Source organism: Iocasia fonsfrigidae (assembly GCF_017751145.1).
GTDB lineage: Bacteria > Bacillota > Halanaerobiia > Halanaerobiales > DTU029 > Iocasia > Iocasia fonsfrigidae.
Window position 1 is genome coordinate 3,860,642 of sequence record NZ_CP046640.1, and the last position, 24,859, is coordinate 3,885,500.

At 32.2% G+C, this 24,859-nt stretch carries 28 protein-coding genes; 3 read left to right on the top strand and 25 right to left on the bottom strand.

Going from position 1 to position 24,859, the window contains the following annotated elements:
* Positions 1 to 152 precede the first annotated feature (152 nt).
* From GM661_RS18515 to GM661_RS18525, 3 genes are read left to right on the top strand one after another with little or no spacing between them, the layout of a single operon-like run.
* Complete coding sequence (locus tag GM661_RS18515; protein ID WP_230868134.1) at positions 153 to 1,178, top strand: DnaD domain-containing protein; 1,026 nt, start codon at positions 153 to 155, stop codon at positions 1,176 to 1,178.
* A 26-nt stretch (positions 1,179 to 1,204) separates the two neighbouring features.
* Positions 1,205 to 2,584, top strand: coding sequence for a replicative DNA helicase (locus tag GM661_RS18520; protein WP_125986970.1), 1,380 nt, complete (start codon positions 1,205 to 1,207; stop codon positions 2,582 to 2,584).
* Positions 2,577 to 2,774 carry a hypothetical protein gene (locus tag GM661_RS18525; protein WP_230868135.1) on the top strand — a complete coding sequence of 66 codons (198 nt, stop codon included), beginning with the start codon at positions 2,577 to 2,579 and terminating at the stop codon, positions 2,772 to 2,774. Before GM661_RS18520 ends, GM661_RS18525 begins: the two co-directional genes overlap by 8 nt.
* 123 nt (positions 2,775 to 2,897) lie before the next feature.
* Here the strand turns inward: GM661_RS18525 and GM661_RS18530 are convergent, their stop codons facing one another.
* The 25 genes from GM661_RS18530 to GM661_RS18655 form a co-directional block, all read right to left on the bottom strand.
* Positions 2,898 to 3,092, bottom strand: coding sequence for a DUF350 domain-containing protein (locus GM661_RS18530; protein WP_125986974.1), 195 nt, complete (start codon positions 3,090 to 3,092; stop codon positions 2,898 to 2,900).
* A gap of 52 nt (positions 3,093 to 3,144) precedes the next feature.
* A complete protein-coding gene (locus GM661_RS18535) occupies positions 3,145 to 3,345 on the bottom strand; it encodes a DUF350 domain-containing protein (protein WP_164522085.1) in 201 nt (66 codons plus the stop codon).
* Positions 3,346 to 3,375: 30 nt separating this feature from the next.
* On the bottom strand, positions 3,376 to 4,404 hold the full coding sequence (locus GM661_RS18540; protein WP_330165232.1) for a potassium channel family protein: 1,029 nt from the start codon (positions 4,402 to 4,404) through the stop codon (positions 3,376 to 3,378).
* A 29-nt stretch (positions 4,405 to 4,433) separates the two neighbouring features.
* Positions 4,434 to 5,966 (bottom strand): polyamine aminopropyltransferase, encoded by a 1,533-nt coding sequence (locus GM661_RS18550; RefSeq protein WP_230868136.1) that lies wholly within the window; start codon positions 5,964 to 5,966, stop codon positions 4,434 to 4,436.
* Positions 5,967 to 6,005: 39 nt separating this feature from the next.
* Positions 6,006 to 6,479 (bottom strand): DUF4247 domain-containing protein, encoded by a 474-nt coding sequence (locus GM661_RS18555; RefSeq protein WP_230869827.1) that lies wholly within the window; start codon positions 6,477 to 6,479, stop codon positions 6,006 to 6,008.
* Between the two features lie 6 nt (positions 6,480 to 6,485).
* Positions 6,486 to 7,040: a DUF2617 family protein gene (locus GM661_RS18560; RefSeq protein WP_230868137.1), complete on the bottom strand. Its 555-nt coding sequence runs from the start codon at positions 7,038 to 7,040 to the stop codon at positions 6,486 to 6,488.
* Entirely contained in the window at positions 7,033 to 7,716 is a 684-nt protein-coding gene (locus GM661_RS18565) for a PspA/IM30 family protein (RefSeq protein WP_230868138.1), read from the bottom strand. The genes GM661_RS18560 and GM661_RS18565 overlap by 8 nt, the downstream gene beginning before the upstream one ends.
* 412 nt (positions 7,717 to 8,128) lie before the next feature.
* Positions 8,129 to 8,647 (bottom strand): DUF4178 domain-containing protein, encoded by a 519-nt coding sequence (locus GM661_RS18570; RefSeq protein ID WP_230868139.1) that lies wholly within the window; start codon positions 8,645 to 8,647, stop codon positions 8,129 to 8,131.
* Between the two features lie 171 nt (positions 8,648 to 8,818).
* On the bottom strand, positions 8,819 to 10,081 hold the full coding sequence (locus GM661_RS18575; RefSeq protein ID WP_230866994.1) for a transposase: 1,263 nt from the start codon (positions 10,079 to 10,081) through the stop codon (positions 8,819 to 8,821).
* A gap of 324 nt (positions 10,082 to 10,405) precedes the next feature.
* Complete coding sequence (gene lonC, locus GM661_RS18580; RefSeq protein ID WP_230868140.1) at positions 10,406 to 12,340, bottom strand: Lon family ATP-dependent protease; 1,935 nt, start codon at positions 12,338 to 12,340, stop codon at positions 10,406 to 10,408.
* Between the two features lie 25 nt (positions 12,341 to 12,365).
* Positions 12,366 to 12,809, bottom strand: a complete 444-nt coding sequence (gene rplI / locus GM661_RS18585) for a 50S ribosomal protein L9 (protein WP_230868141.1) — start codon at positions 12,807 to 12,809, stop codon at positions 12,366 to 12,368.
* 70 nt (positions 12,810 to 12,879) lie between these two features.
* Positions 12,880 to 13,785: a DUF2232 domain-containing protein gene (locus tag GM661_RS18590; protein ID WP_230868142.1), complete on the bottom strand. Its 906-nt coding sequence runs from the start codon at positions 13,783 to 13,785 to the stop codon at positions 12,880 to 12,882.
* A 63-nt stretch (positions 13,786 to 13,848) separates the two neighbouring features.
* A complete protein-coding gene (gene rpsR / locus GM661_RS18595; protein ID WP_125986994.1) occupies positions 13,849 to 14,064 on the bottom strand; it encodes a 30S ribosomal protein S18 in 216 nt (71 codons plus the stop codon).
* 14 nt (positions 14,065 to 14,078) lie between these two features.
* Positions 14,079 to 14,519, bottom strand: coding sequence for a single-stranded DNA-binding protein (locus GM661_RS18600; protein WP_230868143.1), 441 nt, complete (start codon positions 14,517 to 14,519; stop codon positions 14,079 to 14,081).
* A gap of 48 nt (positions 14,520 to 14,567) precedes the next feature.
* Positions 14,568 to 14,858 (bottom strand): 30S ribosomal protein S6, encoded by a 291-nt coding sequence (rpsF, locus tag GM661_RS18605; RefSeq protein ID WP_125986998.1) that lies wholly within the window; start codon positions 14,856 to 14,858, stop codon positions 14,568 to 14,570.
* Positions 14,859 to 15,280: 422 nt separating this feature from the next.
* Positions 15,281 to 15,562 (bottom strand): hypothetical protein, encoded by a 282-nt coding sequence (locus GM661_RS18610; RefSeq protein ID WP_230868144.1) that lies wholly within the window; start codon positions 15,560 to 15,562, stop codon positions 15,281 to 15,283.
* A complete protein-coding gene (locus GM661_RS18615; protein ID WP_230868145.1) occupies positions 15,546 to 15,800 on the bottom strand; it encodes a hypothetical protein in 255 nt (84 codons plus the stop codon). The genes GM661_RS18610 and GM661_RS18615 overlap by 17 nt, the downstream gene beginning before the upstream one ends.
* A 4-nt stretch (positions 15,801 to 15,804) precedes the next feature.
* Complete coding sequence (locus GM661_RS18620) at positions 15,805 to 15,999, bottom strand: hypothetical protein (RefSeq protein WP_230868146.1); 195 nt, start codon at positions 15,997 to 15,999, stop codon at positions 15,805 to 15,807.
* Complete coding sequence (locus GM661_RS18625) at positions 15,992 to 16,369, bottom strand: YcbK family protein (RefSeq protein ID WP_230868147.1); 378 nt, start codon at positions 16,367 to 16,369, stop codon at positions 15,992 to 15,994. Before GM661_RS18625 ends, GM661_RS18620 begins: the two co-directional genes overlap by 8 nt.
* Before the next feature lie 27 nt (positions 16,370 to 16,396).
* Complete coding sequence (locus GM661_RS18630; RefSeq protein WP_230868148.1) at positions 16,397 to 16,693, bottom strand: hypothetical protein; 297 nt, start codon at positions 16,691 to 16,693, stop codon at positions 16,397 to 16,399.
* A gap of 4 nt (positions 16,694 to 16,697) precedes the next feature.
* A complete protein-coding gene (locus GM661_RS18635; RefSeq protein ID WP_230868149.1) occupies positions 16,698 to 16,943 on the bottom strand; it encodes a hypothetical protein in 246 nt (81 codons plus the stop codon).
* Positions 16,936 to 17,421: a hypothetical protein gene (locus GM661_RS18640; protein WP_230868150.1), complete on the bottom strand. Its 486-nt coding sequence runs from the start codon at positions 17,419 to 17,421 to the stop codon at positions 16,936 to 16,938. Before GM661_RS18640 ends, GM661_RS18635 begins: the two co-directional genes overlap by 8 nt.
* Positions 17,421 to 19,157, bottom strand: coding sequence for a hypothetical protein (locus GM661_RS18645; RefSeq protein WP_230868151.1), 1,737 nt, complete (start codon positions 19,155 to 19,157; stop codon positions 17,421 to 17,423). Before GM661_RS18645 ends, GM661_RS18640 begins: the two co-directional genes overlap by 1 nt.
* A gap of 10 nt (positions 19,158 to 19,167) precedes the next feature.
* Positions 19,168 to 21,927, bottom strand: a complete 2,760-nt coding sequence (locus tag GM661_RS18650) for an NHL repeat-containing protein (protein ID WP_230868152.1) — start codon at positions 21,925 to 21,927, stop codon at positions 19,168 to 19,170.
* A 33-nt stretch (positions 21,928 to 21,960) separates the two neighbouring features.
* A complete protein-coding gene (locus GM661_RS18655) occupies positions 21,961 to 24,828 on the bottom strand; it encodes a LamG domain-containing protein (RefSeq protein WP_230868153.1) in 2,868 nt (955 codons plus the stop codon).
* Between the last annotated feature and the right edge of the window lie 31 nt (positions 24,829 to 24,859).

Consider the following 24,859-nt stretch of genomic DNA (forward strand, 5'->3'; position numbering starts at 1 on the left):
CCCTGTGATTATACATCCCTTCACTCAATGGTAGCACCTTAACTTCGTTCTGGGAAGTATAATCACCTAAAACAATTCTTTTCGAACACACAAATTAAGAAGGGTTTTGACTACTTTTAGAGAATTATTTATAATGAGAAAGAGGGGTTTTTATGTCTTTTTTTATTAATCAACATCAAAGGATCAGCATATCCTCGCCTGAAGATGATAGTATAATTGAATTGGGGAATACCTGTATTGATAATGGTTTTTTAAAGAGATTCCCTGGAATAAGCCTATCTATCTTCTTTTATCTCCTAACACACCTTGATGATAATCAATGTATCTATACCAATGCAACTATCATCTCCAGTTATTTGCCCAGGGAGCTTTCTATCCCTGCTATAAATAAAGCCTTAAAGCACCTCGCTGAACATGGTATAATAAGAATCTCCGCTAAACGGGAGGGGGACTACACCTATAAAATAGAACTTAATTTAAATATTTTAAGAAATAGTTCTCTTCCTATAACTAATCATAGAGAAGGATTATATAATAACAAGAACATACGAAAAGCTGTTATCGATAAAAAAACACCATCAGAAGAAGAACTATATCAGGCAATATTAAGCTTTATTCCCCCAGAGGAGGATAAAGGGCAGTTAAGTAAATGGCTGGATAGCTTTGACCACAAAATGATTGCTGAGCTGATCAGAAGGGTAGATAGATGGTTAGAAAGAAATGATAACCCACCTGGTCAGGCTTTTCACTATTTAAAAGGAATTGTTGATGACTGGTACCGAAAGGAAATCTTTACTTATCAGCGTTTAAAACACTTTGACCAGCTTTATCGTGAAACAAGGGAACTGGCCAGTTCTTTCGGAATTAAAAAATGGCAAAATGTTAAACCCATTCATATGGAAACCTTTAAAAGCTGGTTAAGTGATGACTATCCTTTAAGTAGTTCAATCATTAAGCTGGCTATTCAAGAGGCTGTTAAAAGGAAACGGGATGGACAACCTTCACTTAAATATATCGAAGACAATTTTATTAAACCCTGGAAGGAAGCAGGGATAAAAACTACCCAGGAGGCCAGGGCTCATTTGAAAAATTCCAGGGATTCTTACTATAAAGTAAACAAAGAAGAAAAAAAGATGGCTGATAATTGGGAAGATGTTCCCTGGGGGTTTGAAAGTTGATTTATTACTAAAAAAGGAGGATTCATATGGCCACTAAAGAAAATATACTAAAGGGATTTGAACAGCACAACCACGAGTTTCAACTGCTGGGCATTTTATTACAATACCCTGAAAAGATTGATGAGATAGCTGATACCCTGGAGTTAAAACACTTTTTGAATCCACAGGCCCAGTTAATCTATGAAATTCTCCTTAATCAATTTCAGGAAAACAGTCAAATATCCAGAACAAAACTCTTTTTAAGACTAAAGAAAGATGGTATTATTAAAAAACCAGAAGAAACCATCGAACTTCTTACGTCTGGTTTTAATACCCTTGATGAATTGTTACCAACTATTGACCTTATTAAAAATAACTATCAAAAACAATTACTGCTTAAAGCAGCCAGGAGATTAAAAGAGTTAGTTGATAAAACTGACCTCTCTATCGGAGATTATCAGGCCAGGGCACAGGATATTATTTTTGAGGCTACCAATGAATCAACAGATACGGAAAAACATATTTATCTAATGGAAGAGGCCTTAATGGATTCTTTTGAAGCCTATATTGACCGGAAACACAACAAAGCTGATGTCGGTCTGCGGACAGGGTTCATCTCACTAGATAATTTAATCGGTGGGTTTAAAAAAGGACACCTCTCTGTACTGGCTGCTTCTACCAGTATGGGTAAAACCGCCTTTGCTATCAATATAGCCAAAAATATCATTAAACGGAATGTCCCAGTGGCAGTTATCAGCCTGGAGATGGATGCCCAGGAGATTATCGACCGCATGATTATCCAGGAATCAGGTGTTAACGGCTGGAAATATAATCAGGGAGAAACAAATGAGGAAGAAGATAAAAGGGTTTCCAGGGCACTTGATACCCTTCATAAACTCCCTCTGGTTATTTCTGATGAAAGGGGACTAAATGTTGCCCAGATCAGGGCCCGGCTCCGCAAGTTTAAATCACAGATGGGAGAGCTCGGTCTGGTTGTTATTGATTATCTACAGATGATCCAGCTGCCTGATGAGCAGCTGCATAATACAGCCCGGGCTGTCGGTCAGGTTGTCCTACAGCTGAGAAACTTAGCTTCTGAAATAAATGTACCTATTATTCTTATATCCCAGATTAGCCGTAGTTTTACCAGCCGACAAGATAAAAGACCTGTCCTCTCTGATTTAAGAGATTCTGGTAATATTGAAGAGGTTGCTGATGGGGTTATCTTCCTCTACCGCCATGCCCATACCAGTGCTGCTGCCCGTGAAAAGGCTGAAGAAGAAGGAACAGCCAACGATACTGATGTAATTGTAGCCAAGCAGAGGACTGGTCAAACCGGTTCAATTAAACTCTATTTTGAAGATGAATATATCCGCTTTATCGACCCTGAGAACCTGTCCCTGGAGGAGAGTCTACCCAATGTATGATGAAAACATAGAATCCCAGCTGGATTTTGATTTAAAAGCCGTCCTGGCCTTTGCCAATCGTTATGAAAAATTACATGAAAAAGGGATAATTTCAGCCGAACAGTTAGAACAAATTATTACCCTGATTGAGGATTATCAAAAATATAGTTTTGAGGAGTTTAAAGAAAAACTTAGAAGTATTATGAATTAAGTAAATATGTCTGTTCTAACTTCTAGTATGAAAACAATCAATACTGAATTGTGTAATCAAGAAAAGAACCTTCACTGAAGGTTCTTTTCTTGATATACATAATATATATACTATAAATATTTTTTATACAATCACTGCACTCACTACAATAGCTACGCCAATAAATATTCCAGCTACAGTTAAACCAGCAGCTATATTATGGTCATCAATTTCTTCATTTAAATCAAATGGAGTAATTATATCAAATATTTTATAACCTAAGGCACAAAGTATCATACCTATAACAAAATAAACTATACTTGAAAGAATTGGATTCACTTACCTAAACCCCCTTAATTTATCTAATAGTTTTAAACAGAGAAACCATTTACTAAATAATTGCCGCTTTTATAATAATAGCCACTGCTATAAAGATTCCTGCAATTACTACACCTATAGCTGGATTTTTCTCTTTAATTTCTTCTGCGAAATTATATGGAGTTATCCAGTCAAAAAATTTATAACCTAAAAACATTAAAACTAAGGCCAGTACTGCATAAACAATAGTTGCAATAAATTCATTTGTTAACATATTCTCCTTCATCTCCTTTCCTTTATGATATTAAATACAAAAATTATCTATTCTCTTCAAAGCCATATATATAAGATAATCCCCTGCTAACACCAGCTTACTATTATCAGGATTAAGTAATACATTATCTCCCCTCTTCAATCCCAGGAGAATAGCATTCTCTTTCTGTTTTAGATATGTAAACAACTCCGCAAAACTTTTATCTGCATATTCTTTCTCTACTTTTAACATATATACTTCATTCCCTATTTTATTTGTTAAAAGTTCATTAAAAACAATAGAAGTACCATGGTAAAAAGCAGTCCTTACCATTAAGCGACTACTTATATCATTATTAACTACAATCTCATCAACACCAGCATTTTGCAAGTGTATTCTATTCTCTTCTTTACTAATTTCAGCAATAGAATATAAAGTTGAATTTAAAGAATTAATCGTTAAAGCTGATAAAACAGTAGTTGCATCATTATTATCTTCATTCAAGATAATGGCAGTTCTAGCCCACTGTATATTGGCTTTTTCCAGTATTTCTTTATCATCAATCTCACCTCGAATAAAATGAACCAGATTATTATCAGGAAAGGGATCTCTTTCTAAATCAGCTATCAAAACTATCTGTTTATTCTCTATATCTTCGTTTAATATTTGCCTTATTATTTCAGAGGTCTTTTCACACCAACCACAGATAATAATATGTCCTTTATAGTCAGCAGTCAATTGGCCCAACTCCCTTCTCTTTTCTATTTTTATAAATAGATCTGTTATTGTAGCAGTAATTCCGCCAAAAAGGCCAATACCTAAAACCATTAAGACAACAGCTAGTAATCTCCCTCCCACTGAAACAGGGAAAAAATCCCCATATCCAACTGTAGTAGCAGTAACTACTACCCACCAAATAGCATCAGCCAAAGAATTAAATTGATCTTGTGGTTCAATATTATAAACAATAAAAGCAATAATCAGAAAGATAATAATCCCCAGTAGAAGCATCCTGAACAACAATTTAGGATCTATCTGAGTCTTAAATCTCTTAAAATATCCTAGTAGTACATTAAACATAATAAGTCTATCTCTCCAATCTCTATCCTTTAGTTATACTCTTCCCAGGCATTATAATAAGTCCTGATTAAAATAGGCCTGATTAGGGTATTAATATCAGCTGTTTTTTCATTTAATATATCCTGGCCAAATACAAACAAATTCTCGGCCTGTTGATCAGTCAAAAATTTTGTAGCCACCTTAATTTTGATGTCAGCCGGATTAAATCTAAAACCCTTTGTCCCTATATTAAATCCCCAGTCTCCAAAAGAAGGAATATAAACATGATATGGCCTGGTATAAAAGCCAGCTTCTTTAATAGTATTATGTATAATCCAAAAACATTCAGCAGCAAAGTAAGGGGATGTAGATTGGGCAGCCATAATTCCTTGATCATTTAAATGCTCATAAACAAATCTATAAAATGTTACAGTATATAATTTATTCAAACTCTCATTATTTGGATCAGGAAGATCAACAAGAATTACATCATATTTTTTTTTACTTGTTTCTAAGTACTGATAAGCATCCTGATTAATAATCTTAACCCTTTTGTCACTAAACGAATCCTGATTGAACTTAAGAAGATACTCAGAAGTTTTAGCAAGATCAGTTACTGATTTATCTAGATCTACCAGATCTATTTCTTGAATATCGGAGTATTTTAAAACCTCTCTTATAGCTAATCCATCACCACCACCCAAGATAAGAATCTTCTTATCTCCATCTAATAAACTTAAAGCTGGATGAACTAAAGATTCATGATAACGGTATTCATCTTTTGAAGAAAACTGTATATTGCCATTTAAGAATAGTCTAATATCATCCCTATCTTCTGTTATCACAATCTTTTGATATTCAGTCTGGCTGGAAAAAACAACCTTATCCCTGTATAACTTTCTTTCCAGAAAAGCCTCTGTATCATCAACAGTAAAAACACCTATCATAAGAATGACAATCACCAGCATAATAACAATAAATATCATCTTGTTTTTCCGTAAATTTCCTTTATATTTTATAAAAAGATAAGCTGCAACTATTATATTTAAGATCCCTATTATATAACTGGTTTTAATAAATCCCAATCTCGGCAATAGGAGAATCGGAAAAGCAATAGATCCAATTAACCCACCAATATAATCAGCAGCAGTTGCATTTGCTAAAGCATCTTTCAACTGATTAAAACTTCCAACAATTCTAGTAACTAATGGTAATTCAAAGCCAGTTAAAGTACCAATTATTACAGTCAATAAAAACATTATTGGCAGATAAGAATTCAGCACTGCATAACTATAAAATAGAATCAAACCACAACTTCCACCTATTAAAGCTAAAGCTACTTCTATCAGCATAAACTTAAATATTAAATCTTCTTCAATATACTTTGAAAACAATGAACCTAAACCCATTGAAGTCATAAATAAACCTATTGTAATTGAAAATTGATAAACACTGTTACCCAATAAATATGAAGAAATACCACCAATAATCAACTCATATACTATTGAGGCAATAGCAACAACAAAAGCACAAGTTAAGAAGGGTATTTTATTACTAAAATTCCTATTCCCTTTAGTTTCCATATTAATTACTCCTTATACTTATCCCTCTAATAAAGCAGCTTATTTTCCAAAACCAAAACCACCACCGCGGGATGATGAAGAACCAATGCTACCTTCCCTTATACTGCGAGGGGTTCTTATCCTACCGCTCCGGTAAAGATTATTTCCCCAGAAAAAAACCATCGTATTATGATGACGACGATAGGCAGTTTTATGGTCTTCTATTAATTCTATTTCTGTATGCCCACCTTTATCTTCTACAATTATTACTGCTTCATCATATAATAAAATACTTTTCCCCGTAGAATCAATCTTTTGATCATAAGGTTTCTTTAATGAACTAATACTATTTACCGTCATATTAAGATCATCTTTAGAGTCGTACGTTTTAACAGCACCCTCAACGGATTTTAAGGCATATTTTTTATCAACAGCCTTCACAATATTAGGTCCTCTTCCTGTTAATAAACCCCCTACAATAAAAATAATCAATATTAAGACCCCTAGACTAACAATAATATCTCTTTTTTCCATCAACACTCAACCCTCCTTCTCTATTATACTTCTTGTTTTTATAATTTTTTTATCTGCTGGATAACTATGATAAGTTATCCAGCAAAATTTATCCTCTTTCCCCGTAATTTCAATGCTGGTAACAGCAAAGCCATCAGGTGAAGGAAAAACATACTCCAGATAAAAACCACAGCCTTTATCAGTATATTTATCTCCAAATTCCCCAGCATTTCTAAGACAGTCATCAATTGTTTCAGTAATAAAACTATATTTATAAAAACTATTAAATCTTTTATTATACCTGTAGTTACAGCAAGCTATTAAATTCTTTTGTTGAACAAGCACTTCATCAGCAATATCTTTTGAGTCAACACAGGCTAATAATTCTATTAATTTGTTTTTAGCACCTGTGTCAATTTTAACAAAATGACTTAATCCTATTATGGAAAAGTCTAATATAATCCCCTGCCAGTTTATAACCCTATTTTTTAATACATTAAATTTACAATTTAGAGCAGGAGACAGAAACAATTTGTACTCAAGTCCTAAAACTGATAATTTTTTATACCTTACTTTATTCATTTTTATTCATTTCAGCCTTTAACTTAGCTAATTCATCATCTATAGAATCCTTATTTTCCAGTTCCTCAAACTGTGCTTCAAGATCATCTTTCTTTAAGTCTTCATATAATTCATCACTAGCCTGGGCCTCTGCTTCCATTTTACCAACTCTTTTTTCCAGTCTATCAAGATTGTCGCTCGCATTTTCCTTGCCAAGGCCACTCATTGTTTCATTAATTTCCTTAGTAGCTCTAGCAGATTCTGCAGCAGCAATTAATTCATCTTGTCTATCTTCAGCTTCTTCAATTCTTTCCTGTAGTTCTTTTACTTTCGCTTTATGTATATCAGCAATCCTCCGTCTTTCAACTACCTGTTCCTGATATTTTTTATAATCCTTTTCAGCTTCTTGTTTTTTCTCTATTGCTTTTCTAGCCAAATCTTCATTACCAGCTTCCAGAGCCTGTTTAGCCCTATCAGCCCAGTGCTCTAATTCTTCTTTAGCTTTATTAGCTTTAGTCTCTGCCTCTTTAACCAAAGTAATAGACTTGGCAACTGCACTTTTAGCTTGCCGAAACTCCCCCTTCATCTTTCTTATTTCTTCTTTCACTATAGCTTCAATATTCTTATCTTCCAATTTATCCATCGCTTGATTGGCCTTACCCTTTACTAATGTCTTCATCCTATCAAAAAAACCCACTTCAAATCCCTCCTCATTTAAATTTCAAATTATTCTTACCTTTACCATAAAAAACAATAGAACAACACGACCTAACAGCCATCCAAACTTAATCACTAATTATTAACCTTACTTAAGAATACCTCTTACACAAAATTACCTTATTATCATAATACAGACAAATATATTTACTGGACGACTCTAGAAATTGTCTGGAGGCATGGACGCCGAAAGACAATTTCTCGACAGTAACCGAAGGCAAGGCGCCGTAGTGCAACCTCAATTTTCTTGTACGGTCTACTTAAATACGGAGTGCCCGTGGTGCACGACAAGGTAAGTAAATATATTTGTCGGTCTTCAAAGTTATCCACAATTTTCAAAATCACATAATTTAAGATTGAATCTCTAGTTTTCATACCAGATGTCAATCATCTTATTTGGCAGGATAAAATTCTAATAAACCTTCTTGCACTACTTCTCCAACACTAATTTCCAATTCATTTCCCCATTTTTCAACTGATAGTTGATTTCCATTTCCTGTTTCATAATCCCAATATTTAATCCGCTGACCATCTTTGGCACCCACTTTCCCTTCAATTTCAATATTAGCACTACCTTCTTCAATTAAAGAATAATCCATATCTTCATATTTAATGACTGAAGGTATTTCTTCCTGGAACTTTGCATATAGTTGATGATCAACATCTAATTTCCGGAAGAGTCCTAATCTAACTTCATCATCATCTTCTGCATAAAGCCATAAGTGTTCTTTACTATCAAATAAATGATAATCATACCATATATAGCCTTCTTCATTATATTTAACTTTTCCTATGACCTGATATTCAACCAAATCATAATCTACAATATCATTAATTTGTAAATTAAATGGATTCCTTGCAACAATTTCTTCTTTTTTGTTTTTGTTAAATACCTTACTAAAAAAGCCCATAGTACCTCCTTCTTATTACCATATTAATTTTTTATGCAAAAATATTATATTAAAAAAAACAAAAATACACAAAATTCATCTAAATTATAACATTTATTACTATTTGTTTCAATAATAGTTTTCTAAATGAGTTTCCCCATTTTTAAAAATAGCAAAAACTAACCTTTACTGTCATAGTGGTAAAGAAAGTTGTAAATTGTTTTGTGATCGCTGTTTTTGGTAATAACTTTTTAAAAACGAATTTATTCCAGTGTATGATTTCTCTAAAATAGCTTTAAAACCATCTGCTATTGCATAATAATCAAAATCCGGGAGATTAAATATTCTATCAGAAACCTTCTTTACAATTATCTTGAGTTCGGTCTGTTTTTTCTTGTTTGAAAATAGAGCTAAAAATCCTATTGCTATTGATAAAATTAAATCTAAATTTCTTATTCTTTTTAAAGATCTTACTCTAAAATTTTCAAAGTCAAACTTCTGTTTTTTGAATCTAAAATATTCTTCTATTCTCCATCTTTTAATATATGCTTTTAAAATGATAAGAGTAAGTTTTTTAGCCTTTGGCCTTAAATTTGTAATTAACATCATTGGATTATTTCCAAGGCCTCTAACGATTACAAGAGTTAACTTTTTATCTTTTAAAGCTGGTAATTTAATTGGAGCATAACTAAATTTTAATTTTCTTTTTTTGTTATCCTGGTTGGTATAGCAATAGACATATTTACCTTTGTATAGATCAGCTATTTTCTTAATATTTATGCTTCTGCCTTTATAAATAAGATTGCGGTTACTTTTAGCCCTAATTACAAAATCTTTATTGCTATCAGTAAAATATTTATAATAAAGATTGGCATCATAGCCTCTATCAAGGGCATAAATACCTTTTTTTCCAAAATGCTTTTCAATAAAATTAAGACCTTTTAATGCTTCAATATTTCTACTTTTAAAACCAGATTCTAAACTTGAGTAGATATGAGAGTATACTTCTATAGGCAGTTCTTTATTATCAGTTAGAGCAGCTATTTCAAAAGTATCATAACCTTTTTCAGTTTCACCTTTGCTACCATCTCTAACTCTATCAAGAGCCTCCAGTTCTTTACTGTAGGGTTTTACTATATCTGATTTGTCACAGCAGAAAACAGTATTATCATCAATATGTGGTTTAATCTTATTTAGATAATCAGTAATTAGTTCTTCTTGTTGATTAAAATTTTCAAGGTTTCTGGATAAACGTTCAACAGTTTTTTTGAAAAGGATATCTTCTTTAAGAGAACGAGCAATATTACTTAAAAGTACTGATTGACCTTTTAGTAAACCATAAATCATTTGAGTAATAAATTTAGTTTTAGGTTTTGATAGGTTTTTAGAAATACTTTTAGAAAAATTGCTTACTTTTCGTTTCAATTGGTAAATAAATTTGGTATAATTACTCATAGGTGGAACAACTCCTTTTGGTTTTTGTGTCCAAACAAATTATACCAAATTCAGGAGCTTGTTTCACCTTTTTTGCGTAATCTGTGGATAACTATTTTTAAACCATTCTCAACATGAATTATCCACAATTTTGCCTGTTGATAACTTTTTCTTTATATACACTCAAAAAATGGGGAAACTCCTGTAGTTTTCTAGCACTTGCTTCTTAAAACAAATAAATCAAAATTTATCAACATCCAAATTTATTATAAATTATACAAAATATAAACCAAAATCAATAAAAAACCGTGGCAACCCACGGTTTATAAACTCACTTTAGTTAAATTATTTCACTATTGATATCTTACTATTATCAATCAGGACCCTGTTCAAGGCCTCTCTAACAGTAGTAATTGCTGTTGTTTTAATCTTTATATCCTGACTGACATCATTATTATTTTCCCCAGGAAGGAGGACCTCTCTGATGCCTGCCTGTTCTGCAGCGTGTAGTTTCTCCCTGATACCACCAACTGGTTTAACCTTGCCCTGAATAGAAACCTCTCCTGTTACTGCTATATCCTGTTTTAAGGGTATTTCTTCTATAGCACTAATAATAGCCAGGAGTATAGCTATCCCAGCAGATGGCCCATCAACATTCCCACCACCGATAATATTGACATGGAGGTCGTAATCATCTATATTCTTCCCGATTATTTTCCTGACAACAGCTGCAGCATTAAAGAGTGAGTCCTTGGTCATTGAACCAGCAGTCTCATTAAAATGGATTTTACCCCTGCCCTCAACAGCTGATTTAAAGGCTACAGCCTCTATCTCAATAATTGAACCAATAAATCCATTAACCCCCAGTCCAAATATCTTGCCGATTTGCGTGTCCTCTGCAGTATCAATCTTATTATACGGCGTCATCCGCCGGTTCTGCAGGGCCTGATATAATATCTCATCAGTAATAAGTGGTTTTTCCTGATCGGTGTCATCCTTTTCATAGAGTATTAGACTGTAGGCATCAAGTAAAAGGTTTATAGCAGTCCTACCTTCAATAGTATAACTACTAATAATATCCGGAATATTTTCTGCCACACTAACAGCCAGTTTAGCTACTGCATTTTGGACAATCTTCTTAATATCTTCCCTGCTCAGTGGGTTAAAAAACACCTCTGCACAACGGGACCTGAAAGCCGGATTTATAGCCTCCGGACTCCTGGTAGTAGCACCAATTAAGATAAAGTCTGCTGGAGCACCTTCCTTAAAGAGTTTCTGAATATATAACGGTATCTGGTCACTGTTTTCATCATAATAGGATGACTCAAATTTAACCCGTTTATCTTCCATTACTTTTAAAAGTTTGTTCTGCAACATAGGGTCAAGCTCTCCTATCTCATCAATAAAGAGAACCCCCCCATGGGCTTCTGTAACCAATCCTGTCTTCGGTTCAGGAACCCCTTCATTGGCCAAATTCTTCCTGGCGCCCTGATAAATAGGGTCATGAACAGAACCTAAAAGTGGATTTGTTACTTCTCTGGGGTCCCAGCGCAGTGTTGTACCATCTACCTCTACAAAATTGGAATCATCATAAAAAGGTGTATTCTTTCTCTTCTTGGCTTCTTCTAGAGCAAGCCGGGCAGCAGTAGTCTTGCCAACACCTGGTGGGCCATAGAGTATAATATGCTGGGGATAGGGTGAGGCAATTTTGGAAACCAGGGCTTTAATCGCTGAATCCTGACCAATTATTTCAGCAAAACTCTGCGGTCTAACCAGATCCAGGGTAGAACGGTTTAAGCCCCTTGCCTCCATCTTTTCCAGTTGTGCCAGACGGCGTAGTGTCTGAGCATTATCAACTGTCTCCTCGCCCTGTACTATTTCCTTTTTGATCTCTTTTAGATACTCCCGCTCCCTCTTTTTCATCCTGACTGCAATCTGCTGTTCAAGTTCTTTTTCTACTGAACGTTCTGCCAGCAGATCTGCTAGTTTATTTTCCAGTCTGTCTAATCTTTCATTGACTGGCCCTTCAATTTTTTGTGAAGGGTCATCATAAATAAGCCGCTCCAGGGCAGTCAGTCTTTCTTTTGTTTTTTCCGAACTAATTAAGTCAAGTACATCAACCCTACCAGCCTTTATAATAAACCTGTCTCTCCCATAATAATCACTAATCTTCTTATATAGTGCTTTAAGACGTTTATCCTGGTTATCTATACTACTGTCTTTATTCTGTTTTAGCTGTACATCTCCTTTATGAAAAAAACGCTGCCAGAAGGGTTTCATTTTTTACACTCCTTCAAATTATAAGCTAGGCTTCAACAACCTTTACCTTCAGGGTAGCCTCAACATCCTTGAATATCTTAACCTTCACCTTATGTACCCCAAGTGATTTTATATGATCAGATAAATCAATTTTTCTTTTATCTATTTTGAATCCCTCTTTTTTTACTGCCTTGGCAATATCTTTGGTGGTAACTGAGCCAAATAGTCTACCATTTTCTCCAGCCTTAACAGCTATGACAAAATCTTTTTCTGCTAATTTGCTGGCCAGTTCCTCTGCTTCAGCCCGGTTTTCCTTATATTTCCTCTCCTGAATCTTTTCCTTATGTTTTAGTTCATTTAAATTGCTCTGGGTTGCCTCTTCAGCCAGACCTTTGGGCATGAGAAAGTTCCTTGCATAACCATCTGAAACCTTAACAATATCACCTTTACTACCTAATTTTTTAACATCACTTTTTAGAATAACCTTCATCACAAAACCCCCATTTAATTATATTTTACAGCAAAGAGTCTCCTCTGGCAATAGCAATTTAAGGCTTTGTTTACTTAAACTTCCTTAGATTAAACCACATATCAAAAAGCCCCAGGATAATTAAAACCGGAAGTAAAAGGAAGTTTAAAAATACTATTGCCATGATATAAAGAAAATTAATAATAGGATTTTTTAGCCGGGAAGTATAGAATAATCCTACTGAAAAACCCTGTAAAAACATAAAAAAGAGTAAAACAATCAATAAATTAACAAAGAATATATTGCCGTCCAATAGTAAGGCTATTACTATCCCCAGTGATAATATTCTGGGAAAATACCACATCTTAACTGGTTTATATATCTTGTCAACAAGCCCCTTTTTCTTTAGATACCAGGTACTTATATAATAGACCACAATCCCTGTAATTATAGAAGTAATAATAAGAATAGATGGATATATCCTTATTATTAGTGGGACTATCTGTTTAACCGTTTCCGAAAATTCGCCAAACTGAGAATTTTGATTAATAATATTGACTATATCATTTATAACATCTTTATATCCTGTACCAGTAAGATAAGGAATGACCTGATTAGTAATTACCGTTGAAAATATTACAGCAGCAACGGTCAAAATAAGTGTTATACGTGGTGAAAAACCTTCTTTTACCCCGGAACCAACAACAAAACCAATCAAACCAAAACCTACTACTGTATTTACTATCATCATAGCCCCAAGCTGCATTCCACCTGTCATTCCTAATAATAGGCCATTAGTTAATGCTACTGTAATAATTATTATTAATGAGCTCTGATTATTATACTTGCTAACAATATAGGCTATTGGTATAGGCAACACTAAATTAATAAAAAATCCCATAATTGGACTATAAAGACCGATATAAATACTTAATAAACTAAATAAAAAAACAAGGCCCATTACCTTTAAACCATCTTTTATTAGCTTTGATTCCATCATAACACCACCCTAATATTAAATAAAGGAGGCTAAAGTAGCCCTTTGCCTCCTTGTATCTCACTATTCTTTTACATATGGTAATAGAGCTATTGCTCTTGCTCTTTTTATCTGCCTGGTCAAAGCCCGTTGATGTTTAGCACAGGTCCCGGTTATCCTACGGGGGACAATCTTTCCTCTATCAGTAACAAACCGTTGTAAGGTCCTGAGGTCTTTATAATCTATTTCTTTATCCTTATTTGCACAGAAAAAACATGATTTTCCTCTTCCTCTTGGCACCTATATCCCTCCTTCTAGAATGGTACATCAAAATTATCATCTATATCAAAGTTGTCAGTAGTATCATTACCACTATCATTATTATTATTATTAGTAGCATTAGTGTTATTGGTACTGCGGTTATCCCTGTTGTTATCATTTGGCCAGTCAAGAAAACGTACTTCATTGGCTATGACCTGAGGATTTGTATATGTTCGTCCATCCTTTTCGCTGCTGCTTATCTGTAAGGAACCTTCTACAGCAACCAGTCTACCCTTCCCCAGATGATGAGCACATGTTTCCGCCAGTTTCCGCCAGGTAACTATCCGGATAAAATCGACATCCCTTTCACCCTGTTGATTGGTATAATTTCGCTCAACCGCCAGAGTAAAATTGCTTACAGCTGTTCCATTACTAATATACCTCAACTCAGGGTCTCTAACCAAACGCCCAATTAATACAATATGATTTAACAATCCACTCACCACCTTACTTTGATAATCTTTCTATACCTGTTTATAGTTTTATTCCTCTACTCTGATTACCAGATAACGAATAATGTCATCTATGATCTTAAAGTTTCTTTCAAGCTCTTCTACCAGATCTGCTTCTGCCTTAATAGTTAGCAGGGTATAGTAACCTGTTTTATAATCATTAATCTCATAAGCTAGTTTTCTACTACCCCATTCATTAGCTTCGAGGATTTCACCATTATTATCAGTTATAATAGATTTAATCCTTTCAATAACTTCATTTCTGGCTTCCTCTTCCACATCAGGTTTGATAATAAAAGTTGCTTCATAAACCCTTTCCATTCTCATGTCACCCCCTCCACTCGGACTAAACGGCCCTGCTTTAAATACAGAGCATGGACTTAGCTATGCTAATTCATTCTATATTATAGCACTCTAGAACAATTAATGCAAGACCAATTTAAAAGACGACAGTGTAATTCCATTTATATTTAACAAAATGGCTTCGTCACCTAGACTTAATCAACAATTATAACTTTACTTAGGAATATTTATTACACAAAGTTAACTAGTTTTAATAATCCAGACAGATATATTTGTTGTACGACTCTAGAAATTATCCGTAGGCAGGACGCCGAAGGATAATTTCTCGACAGTAAGCGGAGGTAGGACACCGCAGCACACGACAAGGAAAACAAATATATCTGTCGGTCTTCAAAGTTATCCACAATCCTGCAAACCATAATCCTAACTATTAACAAATTTTACCTCAACCCCTGCGCTAACAATACAAGCAAAGTCGCTATACCTGCCCCGGTTAAACCATCAGATAATCTAGCTAAATTAAAACCTTTGTTTTTCTCATAAGCCTTATTTAACTCTTTTAACGCCTGTTCAAGTTTCGCTTCCAATTTTTTGTTTTTACTTTCTAATTCTGATATATAATCAGCCAGTTTAAGATACTGTTCAGATGTTAATTTTAGAATAAATTCTCCATCTTCATTAGTTTCTGTATCTATATTCTTATAATTACTTGCTATTATCACCGGAGAAAAACCTATCAAAAAAATCAAGAGCAGTATTAGCATCATGTTTAGTAGCTTCAATATCCTCACCTGCCTTGTTTATCCTTTCTTTAGCTTCTTCAAGTTCATTTTTATTATATTTAATTAATCCAAAAGCACTTAAGATAAGACCAACAATTCCAGTAATTTTAACACCTAAAAAATTAATGATAATTAATAATAGGATAAAAATTAAAATATAAAGATATATCTTTTTCAATTTATCACCTCTTTAAAAAATCTCCTATATCTCTTTGCCCAGATAAATAAACAGCAAACCCTATTAACCATCTAACTGTACTAGTATCCATGTTTTTTAAAAAATATCCTATTATAGCCATAACAATACAAATACAAGCTATACTATAAGTCCATCTAGCTTCAAATTTATCTGGTATTTGATTATTATCCCTATCCACGCATATCCCACCTAGCTTTATTTTCTCGTACATCAATATGAATTCCCCAATTATACTTGCCTATCCCACTAAACCCAGCATCTTCAGCTATAGCTACCATTTCATCTATTGTAAGTCCTTCTATTCTTCTAAGATCAACCGCCTTCCCTTTTAAATGTTGACTATTAGGAGAACCACCAACTGATTTATTATGTGATTCATTTCTATAAGCTGAATTAATAACAATAGCTTGTCCTAAATAATCCCTTAATTTTTGTAATTTATCTATCAATTCACTATCAACCACTACTTGATGACTACCATCTTTACACTCAAATTCAGATAAATAAAAATTTTTGCTTATTTTAATATTATTTATGATTGCAAACACCTCTAATCACAGAATATTTTTGGAATTCTAATCAATCTTATCCTGCTTCTCTCTCCATAATTCTTTTATTTCAGTTTCAATGTGTCCTATTTTATGTTCAACCCCTTTTATATCTTCAGCCTGTACTTCTGTAATAGTTGCAACCCTTTCTAATTGAACAGAAACTTCTTTTAAAGCAGCTGAAACTTCTTTACTATTTTCATCACTTTTTTTCAATCGTTCAGAAGCAAATTTATAAATTAGTATTAAGGCGAATAAAGCTACTACTACTGTTGTGTCTGTTAATACTTGTCCTATTCCAGTTAGAATTTTTATAAATTCCAAGACACTATCCTCCAATACAATGTTTTTTTTGGTCATAAGTAAATTTAATCTCTAAATAGTCATCATCTCCTTCCATATTTCCTTCTAATTTATTTATTCTATTGACTAAAATTTGAATAGCTTGTATAAGTTCTTCTTTAGTAATATAATTTAATTTATTAAGTAATTCACTATTTTCTTCAGATAATTTTTGATAACTTTTTTTTATTTTTAAAATGCCATCTTTTTCTTCACTTAAATAATTACTCAACGGCAACCACCTCTATTGAATCTGATATAAACTTATCATCATTACATGCTATTGTATAAGTCCCTCCTTCAACTTCTATCTTTTTACTCCCCTGATAATTATCTAAAGGCATATTAAAACTTATCTCATTAATTAACATTTCCATGCTAGATATATCGGGTTGATGTTTACCTTCTAATTTAACAGTAATAATAAAAGTAGGATCATTAGATATGTTAATTTTATATTTATCACTTGTTATAATTAATTCTGGTTTTGAGACAGCAATACCATTAAATATCATTAATTCTTTTTGTGCTTGATTAGTTAACATTTCACCTTCAATTTCTGTAGTAGCCATATATTGTTTTTCTTCTTCTGATATTCTAGCACTTTTACATAATCCATTTAAAGAAGGCATAGGTGCTGAACCATGTGGTTTAGGTTGACATCTTAATATTTTATTTGTTCTTGTATCATATAATATTTTAGAAAACATTAATCATCAGCACCCCCTTCTATTGCTAGCCACATTACTTTTCCACTAGAAATTGTTACTTCTGCTAAATACTCTACTTTTTTAACCCAATATTCAGCACGATGGGCATGAATTCCAGTAAATCTAAAAGCATATCGTCCTTTTGATAAATTAGAAATTGTAATTGATGTATCTACCTTACCAGTATAATCATCATAAAAATATTTTAATTCAGTCCAAAAACTTTGATTAATTTCTTTATATTCTATTTTATATTTTATTCTAGGATGATGTCCAGGATCATCATCATATGCATAATATAATGTTGCACTTGTTGTGTTAGGGTCTGTATATGGAGTTATGTATTGTTGTGGAGCAGCTTTACCAGTTCTACCCTTTATTTTTGTATACCATAAATTACCTGTACTAGATATTTCTTTAGGAAAATCAGTCACTTTTATAAAATTATTAACACGAAAACCATCATTAGATATTTCTGTAGCATTGCTAATATAAATTTGATCACTTGAAGGAAAATCAGAAAGATAAGTTGTTAATTCATTAATTGCAGTTACCACTTTAGGCTTTCTCTTCCAATTCAATTCAATATAGTCCCCATCCTGTGCTGTTCCGCTAGCAATATTTTTACAATACCAATAAGGCTTATCTTCTCCCTCTTTATATAAATATAACCCTTTATCATCTAATCGAGAATAAAAACCATCACCATTAACTCTTATTCCATCATTATTAATTTTAACTGTATCACTAATTAAACTGAATTGTTCACTTTTTATCTCACCATTAAATAAAGCATTACCATTTTTATCTAATTTAAAGTTTTCTGTGAATATTTCTAATCCTTCACCATCAAGAACAAAAAAGTTATATTCACCAGAACCATCATCTTTACTAGCCCTTATTCCTATTTGGTTAGCATCCATAAAAATTGTACTACCTTCTGGTGTGGTATCTACTGCAAAGACAGCTTTATCTTCTCCTTCAATAATATCTCCATTTTCATCTGTAGGGAATAATCTAAAAGAATCGGCTACAAATTGTATATCTACTTTTTTTTCTGCTTCATTTACTTCTAAACCAATACCACCTATAATATCTTCACCATCAACATTTTTACCAACAATCCAGGTATATTTGTCTTGTAATTCAGAAACTGGTACACCAGGATTTCTTAATGTCTCTGTTAAATTATTAGGACTTATTAAACTTTCATCAATATCAATAAATCTAATTTTGAAAGTTTCTACATAAACAGGGTCAGATATAGTTGAATTATATAAAGAAGGACTCCAGTTATAGTGATAAACACTATCATATGCCCCAACTCTTACTTTAAATATTTTACCTGTTTCTGCCTGATAATAAATTATTCTATCTTCTAATTCTTCAATATCATAATTTATAACCTCTTCATTTCCAACTGGATTATGATTGTCATCTACTTCTTGAATATGAAGCCTATATCCCAAGATATCTTTTTCTTCAGATGTTTCATCATAAGGATAAACGGTTTGTGAAGTTTCTGAAAACGCTTTGGGTAAATTAATTTTAATACTTGCTATTAATCCTTGAACATCTTGCTCTTCTAATACTAATTGTTGGATACCTGGATGTTGCACTGTGATTTTACTTGGTTCACTATAATTACCGTTTTCATCTTTAGCTCGTATAACAAATGTATAATTAGTATCTCTTGGTGCACCCCTATTATATCTACCTTCAAAAGTATAACCCATTTAACCACCCCTATTTACTATAATATCTACCTTTCATTAGTAATTCCCCTGCAATTTTACCATCAAATTCTGCTAGACCTATACCCTTAGCAATAAACTCTCCTTTAGTTATACTAGCAGGTTTTATAATTCCTGTCCCTAGACCATTACCTTCATATTCAATAAATGTTCCAACTATTACTCTATGATAACTAGTTCTACTTCTTTCACCACTACCTGCTCTTTCAGGAACTGAATTAATTGATTTAATTTTACTTTCTAAAATAGTTAATAGTTCTTTATTTACTTCTGTATTGATTGGGTTTGTATACGAATCAACTTTAATAGAAGTTATTCTACCAGGTTCAGACTTTATTTTTAAATAACTATTTATTGTTACAGTTCTTTTTTGTGTTGTATTAAAACCTATATTAAGTGTAGAAGTCACTCTTTGGGCTTGTTCTGTTATAATAGCAGGATTTTGGATATTATTTATATGAGAAGTTACTGTTACAATTTGCATGGGTTTACTTTCTATTCTTCTCATATGTGATCTAACAATTGCAGGATTTGTAGCAACTTTAGAAATAATTTTATCTACTGAACTAAATTCATATTCTGGTCTTATCTCAGTATTCATTTTGCTTATATATGATTCTACTGTTTTTTCAACTGCTTTTTTGGCTTCTGAAACAATTATATTCAAATGTGATTTTACTATTCTAGCACCTTCAGCAGTAACATTAGAATCAATATTTTTTAAATAACTCTCTAATATTTTAACAACTTTTTCTCTATTAGTTTCAGAATCTATACTATTAAGATAACTTTTAACTAATTGAGCAGTTTCTTTTTTAGTTGAAGAACTAATATTATTAACATGTGAATTTATTTTTCTTTCAATAGTTTCTTTAATATATTCATATCTTAAATCACTATTTATTTTATTTACATGAGAACTAATAATACGTGGAGCAGTAAATGCTTTTCCACCAAGTTTATAAGTATATGAAGTAACTATTATATTAGGATCAGCTGTACCATATACAGAAAAAGAACTTAATTGTGGTGAATAAGATGTATCTCTTGTATTGTAATTGATTATTATTTTAATAGATTCGCCAGGTAAAATATCAGCAATATCATAAGCATAACTGGTATCATGGTCTATTAAATTAAAGGTTTTTTCATCATTTATGGTTATTCTATCATCACTTGTCTGGATAGTGATTGTTCCAGAACTTACATCAGGTAGATTAGGAACAATTTTTAAAACATTAAACACAGGATTAAAACCTACAAAAGCCCATTCAGTCTCATAGCTGCCGGAAGTAGTATATACACCATCAACATTTAATCTCATATATACATTTTTATCAGTATGAGTACTAAAAACACCTTCAGCTTTATATTGACTGGAATCACTTACACTTCTAGTTGTCTGTCCAAAAGAAGTTGCTAAAGGGTGGATATCTTTATCTACCCAGTGAATATCTCTGCTGTATCGAGAATAATGAACAATCCTATAAGTATTTCCAGCTAATAAAGTGGTATTAACTCCACTAACCTTAGCCCAACCTTCTGTAAGTTGAGGATTCTGTTCAATTGTTTCATTTATCTTTTCCCAACCATTTTCAGTCTGTTCAAAGATACAGACTTTCATATTCATGGTTAATTCAGTAGTATACAATACTTCTATATCTTTAATCACAACTGATTCAATTACATCAATTTCATAACCATAACCATAACTCCAACCCTCTTGAGTTGTTTGATAACCAGCTAACACATCAGTTGTTACATTTTCTCTTGTTTTGGCTAATTCAAGTTGCTTATTCTTGACTTTAGTATTATTAAATGTTCCATATTTAAAATTGTTATTGTCAAAAGTAATTAAAGGAGGATTTTGATAATTTAGTTGTTCAATATCAGATGCTATGTTTAAATGAGAATCTCCAAAAAACAAACTTCTAATTAACTCTACTTCAATAATATTACTATTAAATTCTTTATATTTAAGGAGAGATACTTCCTGTATTGAACTATATTTTATTTTAACTTTATTATTTTCATTATTATCCTTAATTAGAGAAATTTCTTGTTGAGAATCAATAATTGATGAAAAAGAATTTGTTGTTACAGTTTGCAATGTTCCTTGTATTGATATTTGATATATAGTATCAGCAATTGCGTCAAGAGTCCACAGATTAGTTCCATCCCAAGTCAATCCAAAGAGATAATATATAGAAATTGCAAAACTGGAAATAACATTTCCACTAATATCTAATTGATATATTGTACTAGGTTTATTAGCAATGCTGCTCGAGCTCCATAAGTATTCTCCATCCCAAGTTAATCCTTGAATATTGCTATTATCGGGAGTTATAAAACTAGAAATAACATTTCCATTAATATCTAGTTGATAGATTATATTAGTATAACTACAGTGAACCCATAGATATTCTCCATCCCAAGTTAATCCTTGAGGAAATCTTTCCGGTGCAGGAAAATTAGAAATAACATTTCCATTAATATCTAGTTGATAGATTGTATCTGTACCGTAATTGCAATACCACAAATATTCTCCATCCCAAGTTAATCCACCATGATTGTATTTATCTGGCGCAGAAAAACTAGAGATAATATTACCATTAATATCTAGCTGATAGATGTTTCCTATATTTTCTGTGTTATAATCTGACCCTGCAACCCATAGATATTCTCCATCCCAAGTTAATCCAGCGGGATTTTCTCCTGGGCTAGAGAAACTAGAAATAACTTCCCAAACCAAATACATCACCCCCTCCACTACTCCTAATCACTTTTAATTCTCTACCCATGTAGCTCCATATATAACACCATGATTATCATTACCACTAGAATCAATTAATACTCCATGATTAACTTGTCTATCACATCTATAGTAAACGACTAAGCCTTCTTCATCTCCTGTAAGTCGTCTGTTCATGTTATTTTTTATTTCTTGTTGTGATAAAGTTCTATTCCAGATACGAACTTCATCTAACATATGTTTACCATATGAATTTTGGACGCTATTTATAAAATGTCCTCCAACTATAGTATAATCTAAAGTGCTATTTATAATTGTATTTCCTTGAAAAGATGATACAAGCTGTCCTTCTTTATAAATATATAATACTCCCGAAGTGTCTCTAGAAAATACAAAGTTTAGAAATTCATCGTAGTCATCCGTTGTTAACTGATATGATACTGTTCCGGGGTCAGAACTAGAATTATCAGCCCATTCAAAGCGCAATCTACCTGTTTCAAACTCCACAAATATTCCTAACCCATAACCTTGCCATCCATTATTATTCTGTCCGATTAAATAAGCCCTTTTATTTAATCCACGTTCGCTACTATCCAGATATACCTTTAAATCAACAGTAAATTCTAAGGTTTTTACTAATATAGAATTTACTTTTACATAATCATCGATGCCATCAAAAGATAATGAATAAGGATTATAATTATCTAATACTTCTCCACCTGTAGTAGCAACTGCTCTGTAATAATAAGGTTTACTATTATCTAATCCTGTGATGGTTTTTGAAAATGTTATAGGTAATACTAAGTTTTCAGGGGATTCAGTATATGTTGCACCATTAATAATACCATCATTACCATTACCTGATAAATCTACTAGAGTAGTTTCATCATTATTAGAATTATCACAATTATAATAAGCTATTAATCCTTCTTCAGTACCTGTTAATTTTTTATTCATGTAATATTGGATTTCTGATTGAGTTCTATCATAATTCCATATTCTGAATTCATTAATATTACCATACCAATACCTATCTGTGTTAAAACCTCTTCCTATTTGAACATCAGACATATTCGATGGTATATAAGAATGAGATTCATCAAAAACTAATTCTCCATCTAAATAACCTTTGACATTATTAGAACTAAAATCCCACACCAATGCTACATGGTAAATTGTATTAACCATTAAAGAATTGGTATAAACATGATTTAAATGAGACGAACTATTCCCTATGCATGCGACAAATCTACCGTTAACATTCTCTTCAAAACGAATGGCATTATCACCACCTGCAAAATTCGTTGTAAAACAATTATTATAATTTTCCAGTGCTTTAGAATCCATCATAAATTCAATAGTGCCTATAGTAGTTTGATTACCCAAATTTCCTATATCCACATAATCATCAACTCCATCAAAACTTAATACAGTATCTTTAATAGTTTGAGGTTCTGTTTCCTGTATTTCATAAACATTATCAGATAACTCTAATTCTGCTTCTCCTGGTACATAACTAGCGCCATATATAGTACCATCATTTCCGTTACCAGTAGCATCAATTAAAGTATTTCCAGTTCCTTCATCACAACGGTAATATGCTACAAGACCCGGTTCATTACCTGTAAGTTGTATATTCATATTATTTTGTATTTCTTGTTGGGATAAGGAACGGTTCCATATTCTTATCTCATCTACTCCCATTTCAGAAAATTGTGTATTATTATCACTTCTTTTTCCTAGAATTAAATTATATTGTCCTAATGCATCATTAGCATGTGACCATGTATGTAATAATTCACCATCTACATAAAAATAAACATTAATTCCATCACGTACAATAGAAGCCATTTGCTGTTTAGAATTAAGACTAAAGTCAGGATAATTATTAAGATAATCAGCACCCCAAATCATTCTCAACATTCCATCATCCATACGTTTTATCATCCAACGATTGCTCCCATAGCCTCCGTAGTCAATAAACGTTTGAATTTGATTTTTGTCAGTTAATTGCATAAAAAATTCTATAGTAAAACTATCTTGTATCAATGCAGATTGATAAGGAATTTCTACATAATCATCAACACCATCAAAACTTAAAGCATATGGATTATTAATATTATTTAATTTACTAAATTCAGGATTAGTACTATATTGGAATTTACAATCTACAGTAGGGTAATTAATAATTTCTTTTAATTTTCCATTAAGTGTCATCCTATCATAAGTAACATCTGTTGGTGGTAAAGTTGCTACATCAAGAAATTTTGTTTTAAAATCAACTGATCCATTTACATATGTTGCACCATAAATTATTCCATCATTTCCATTAGAAGAAGAGTCAATTAAAGTATTTCCAGAACCTTCATCACATCTATAATGTGCAACTAAACCTTCCTCATCTTCTGATAAATATTTATTTATATTATCTTGTATTTCTAATAAAAAATAAGTACCTTTTCTTATTATAATTTCATCTAAATTACCATTTAAATAAAATTGTGAAGCAATACCACTTTTACCTAATATAAAATCGAAATTTCCTATATTTCCAGAATAAGGCATTGAAAATTTCTCATCTGCCACTATAAAATTTATAGTTGTTCCATTCCTATGTAAAATAATAGGAAGCCAAGTATCAATATATTCATTTGCGGTAACAAAACGTTCTGCCCCATTAAAAAATAATCGAATATTATTAGTTCCACTTTTTGTTATTATTGTAAACCCTTCCGAAGAATTATACCCTAAAGAAATTAATGTTTGATAAGTACTTGAATTTTTTAAATATGCCCAAAATGAAATATAAAAATCATCTGAATTAAGATTAAAATTTGATGAAATTTGAACGTAATCATCAACACCATCAAAACTAAGTGCATATGGATTATTTAAAGCCATTCCTATCACCCCCATCAAAGTAAGAGTGGAA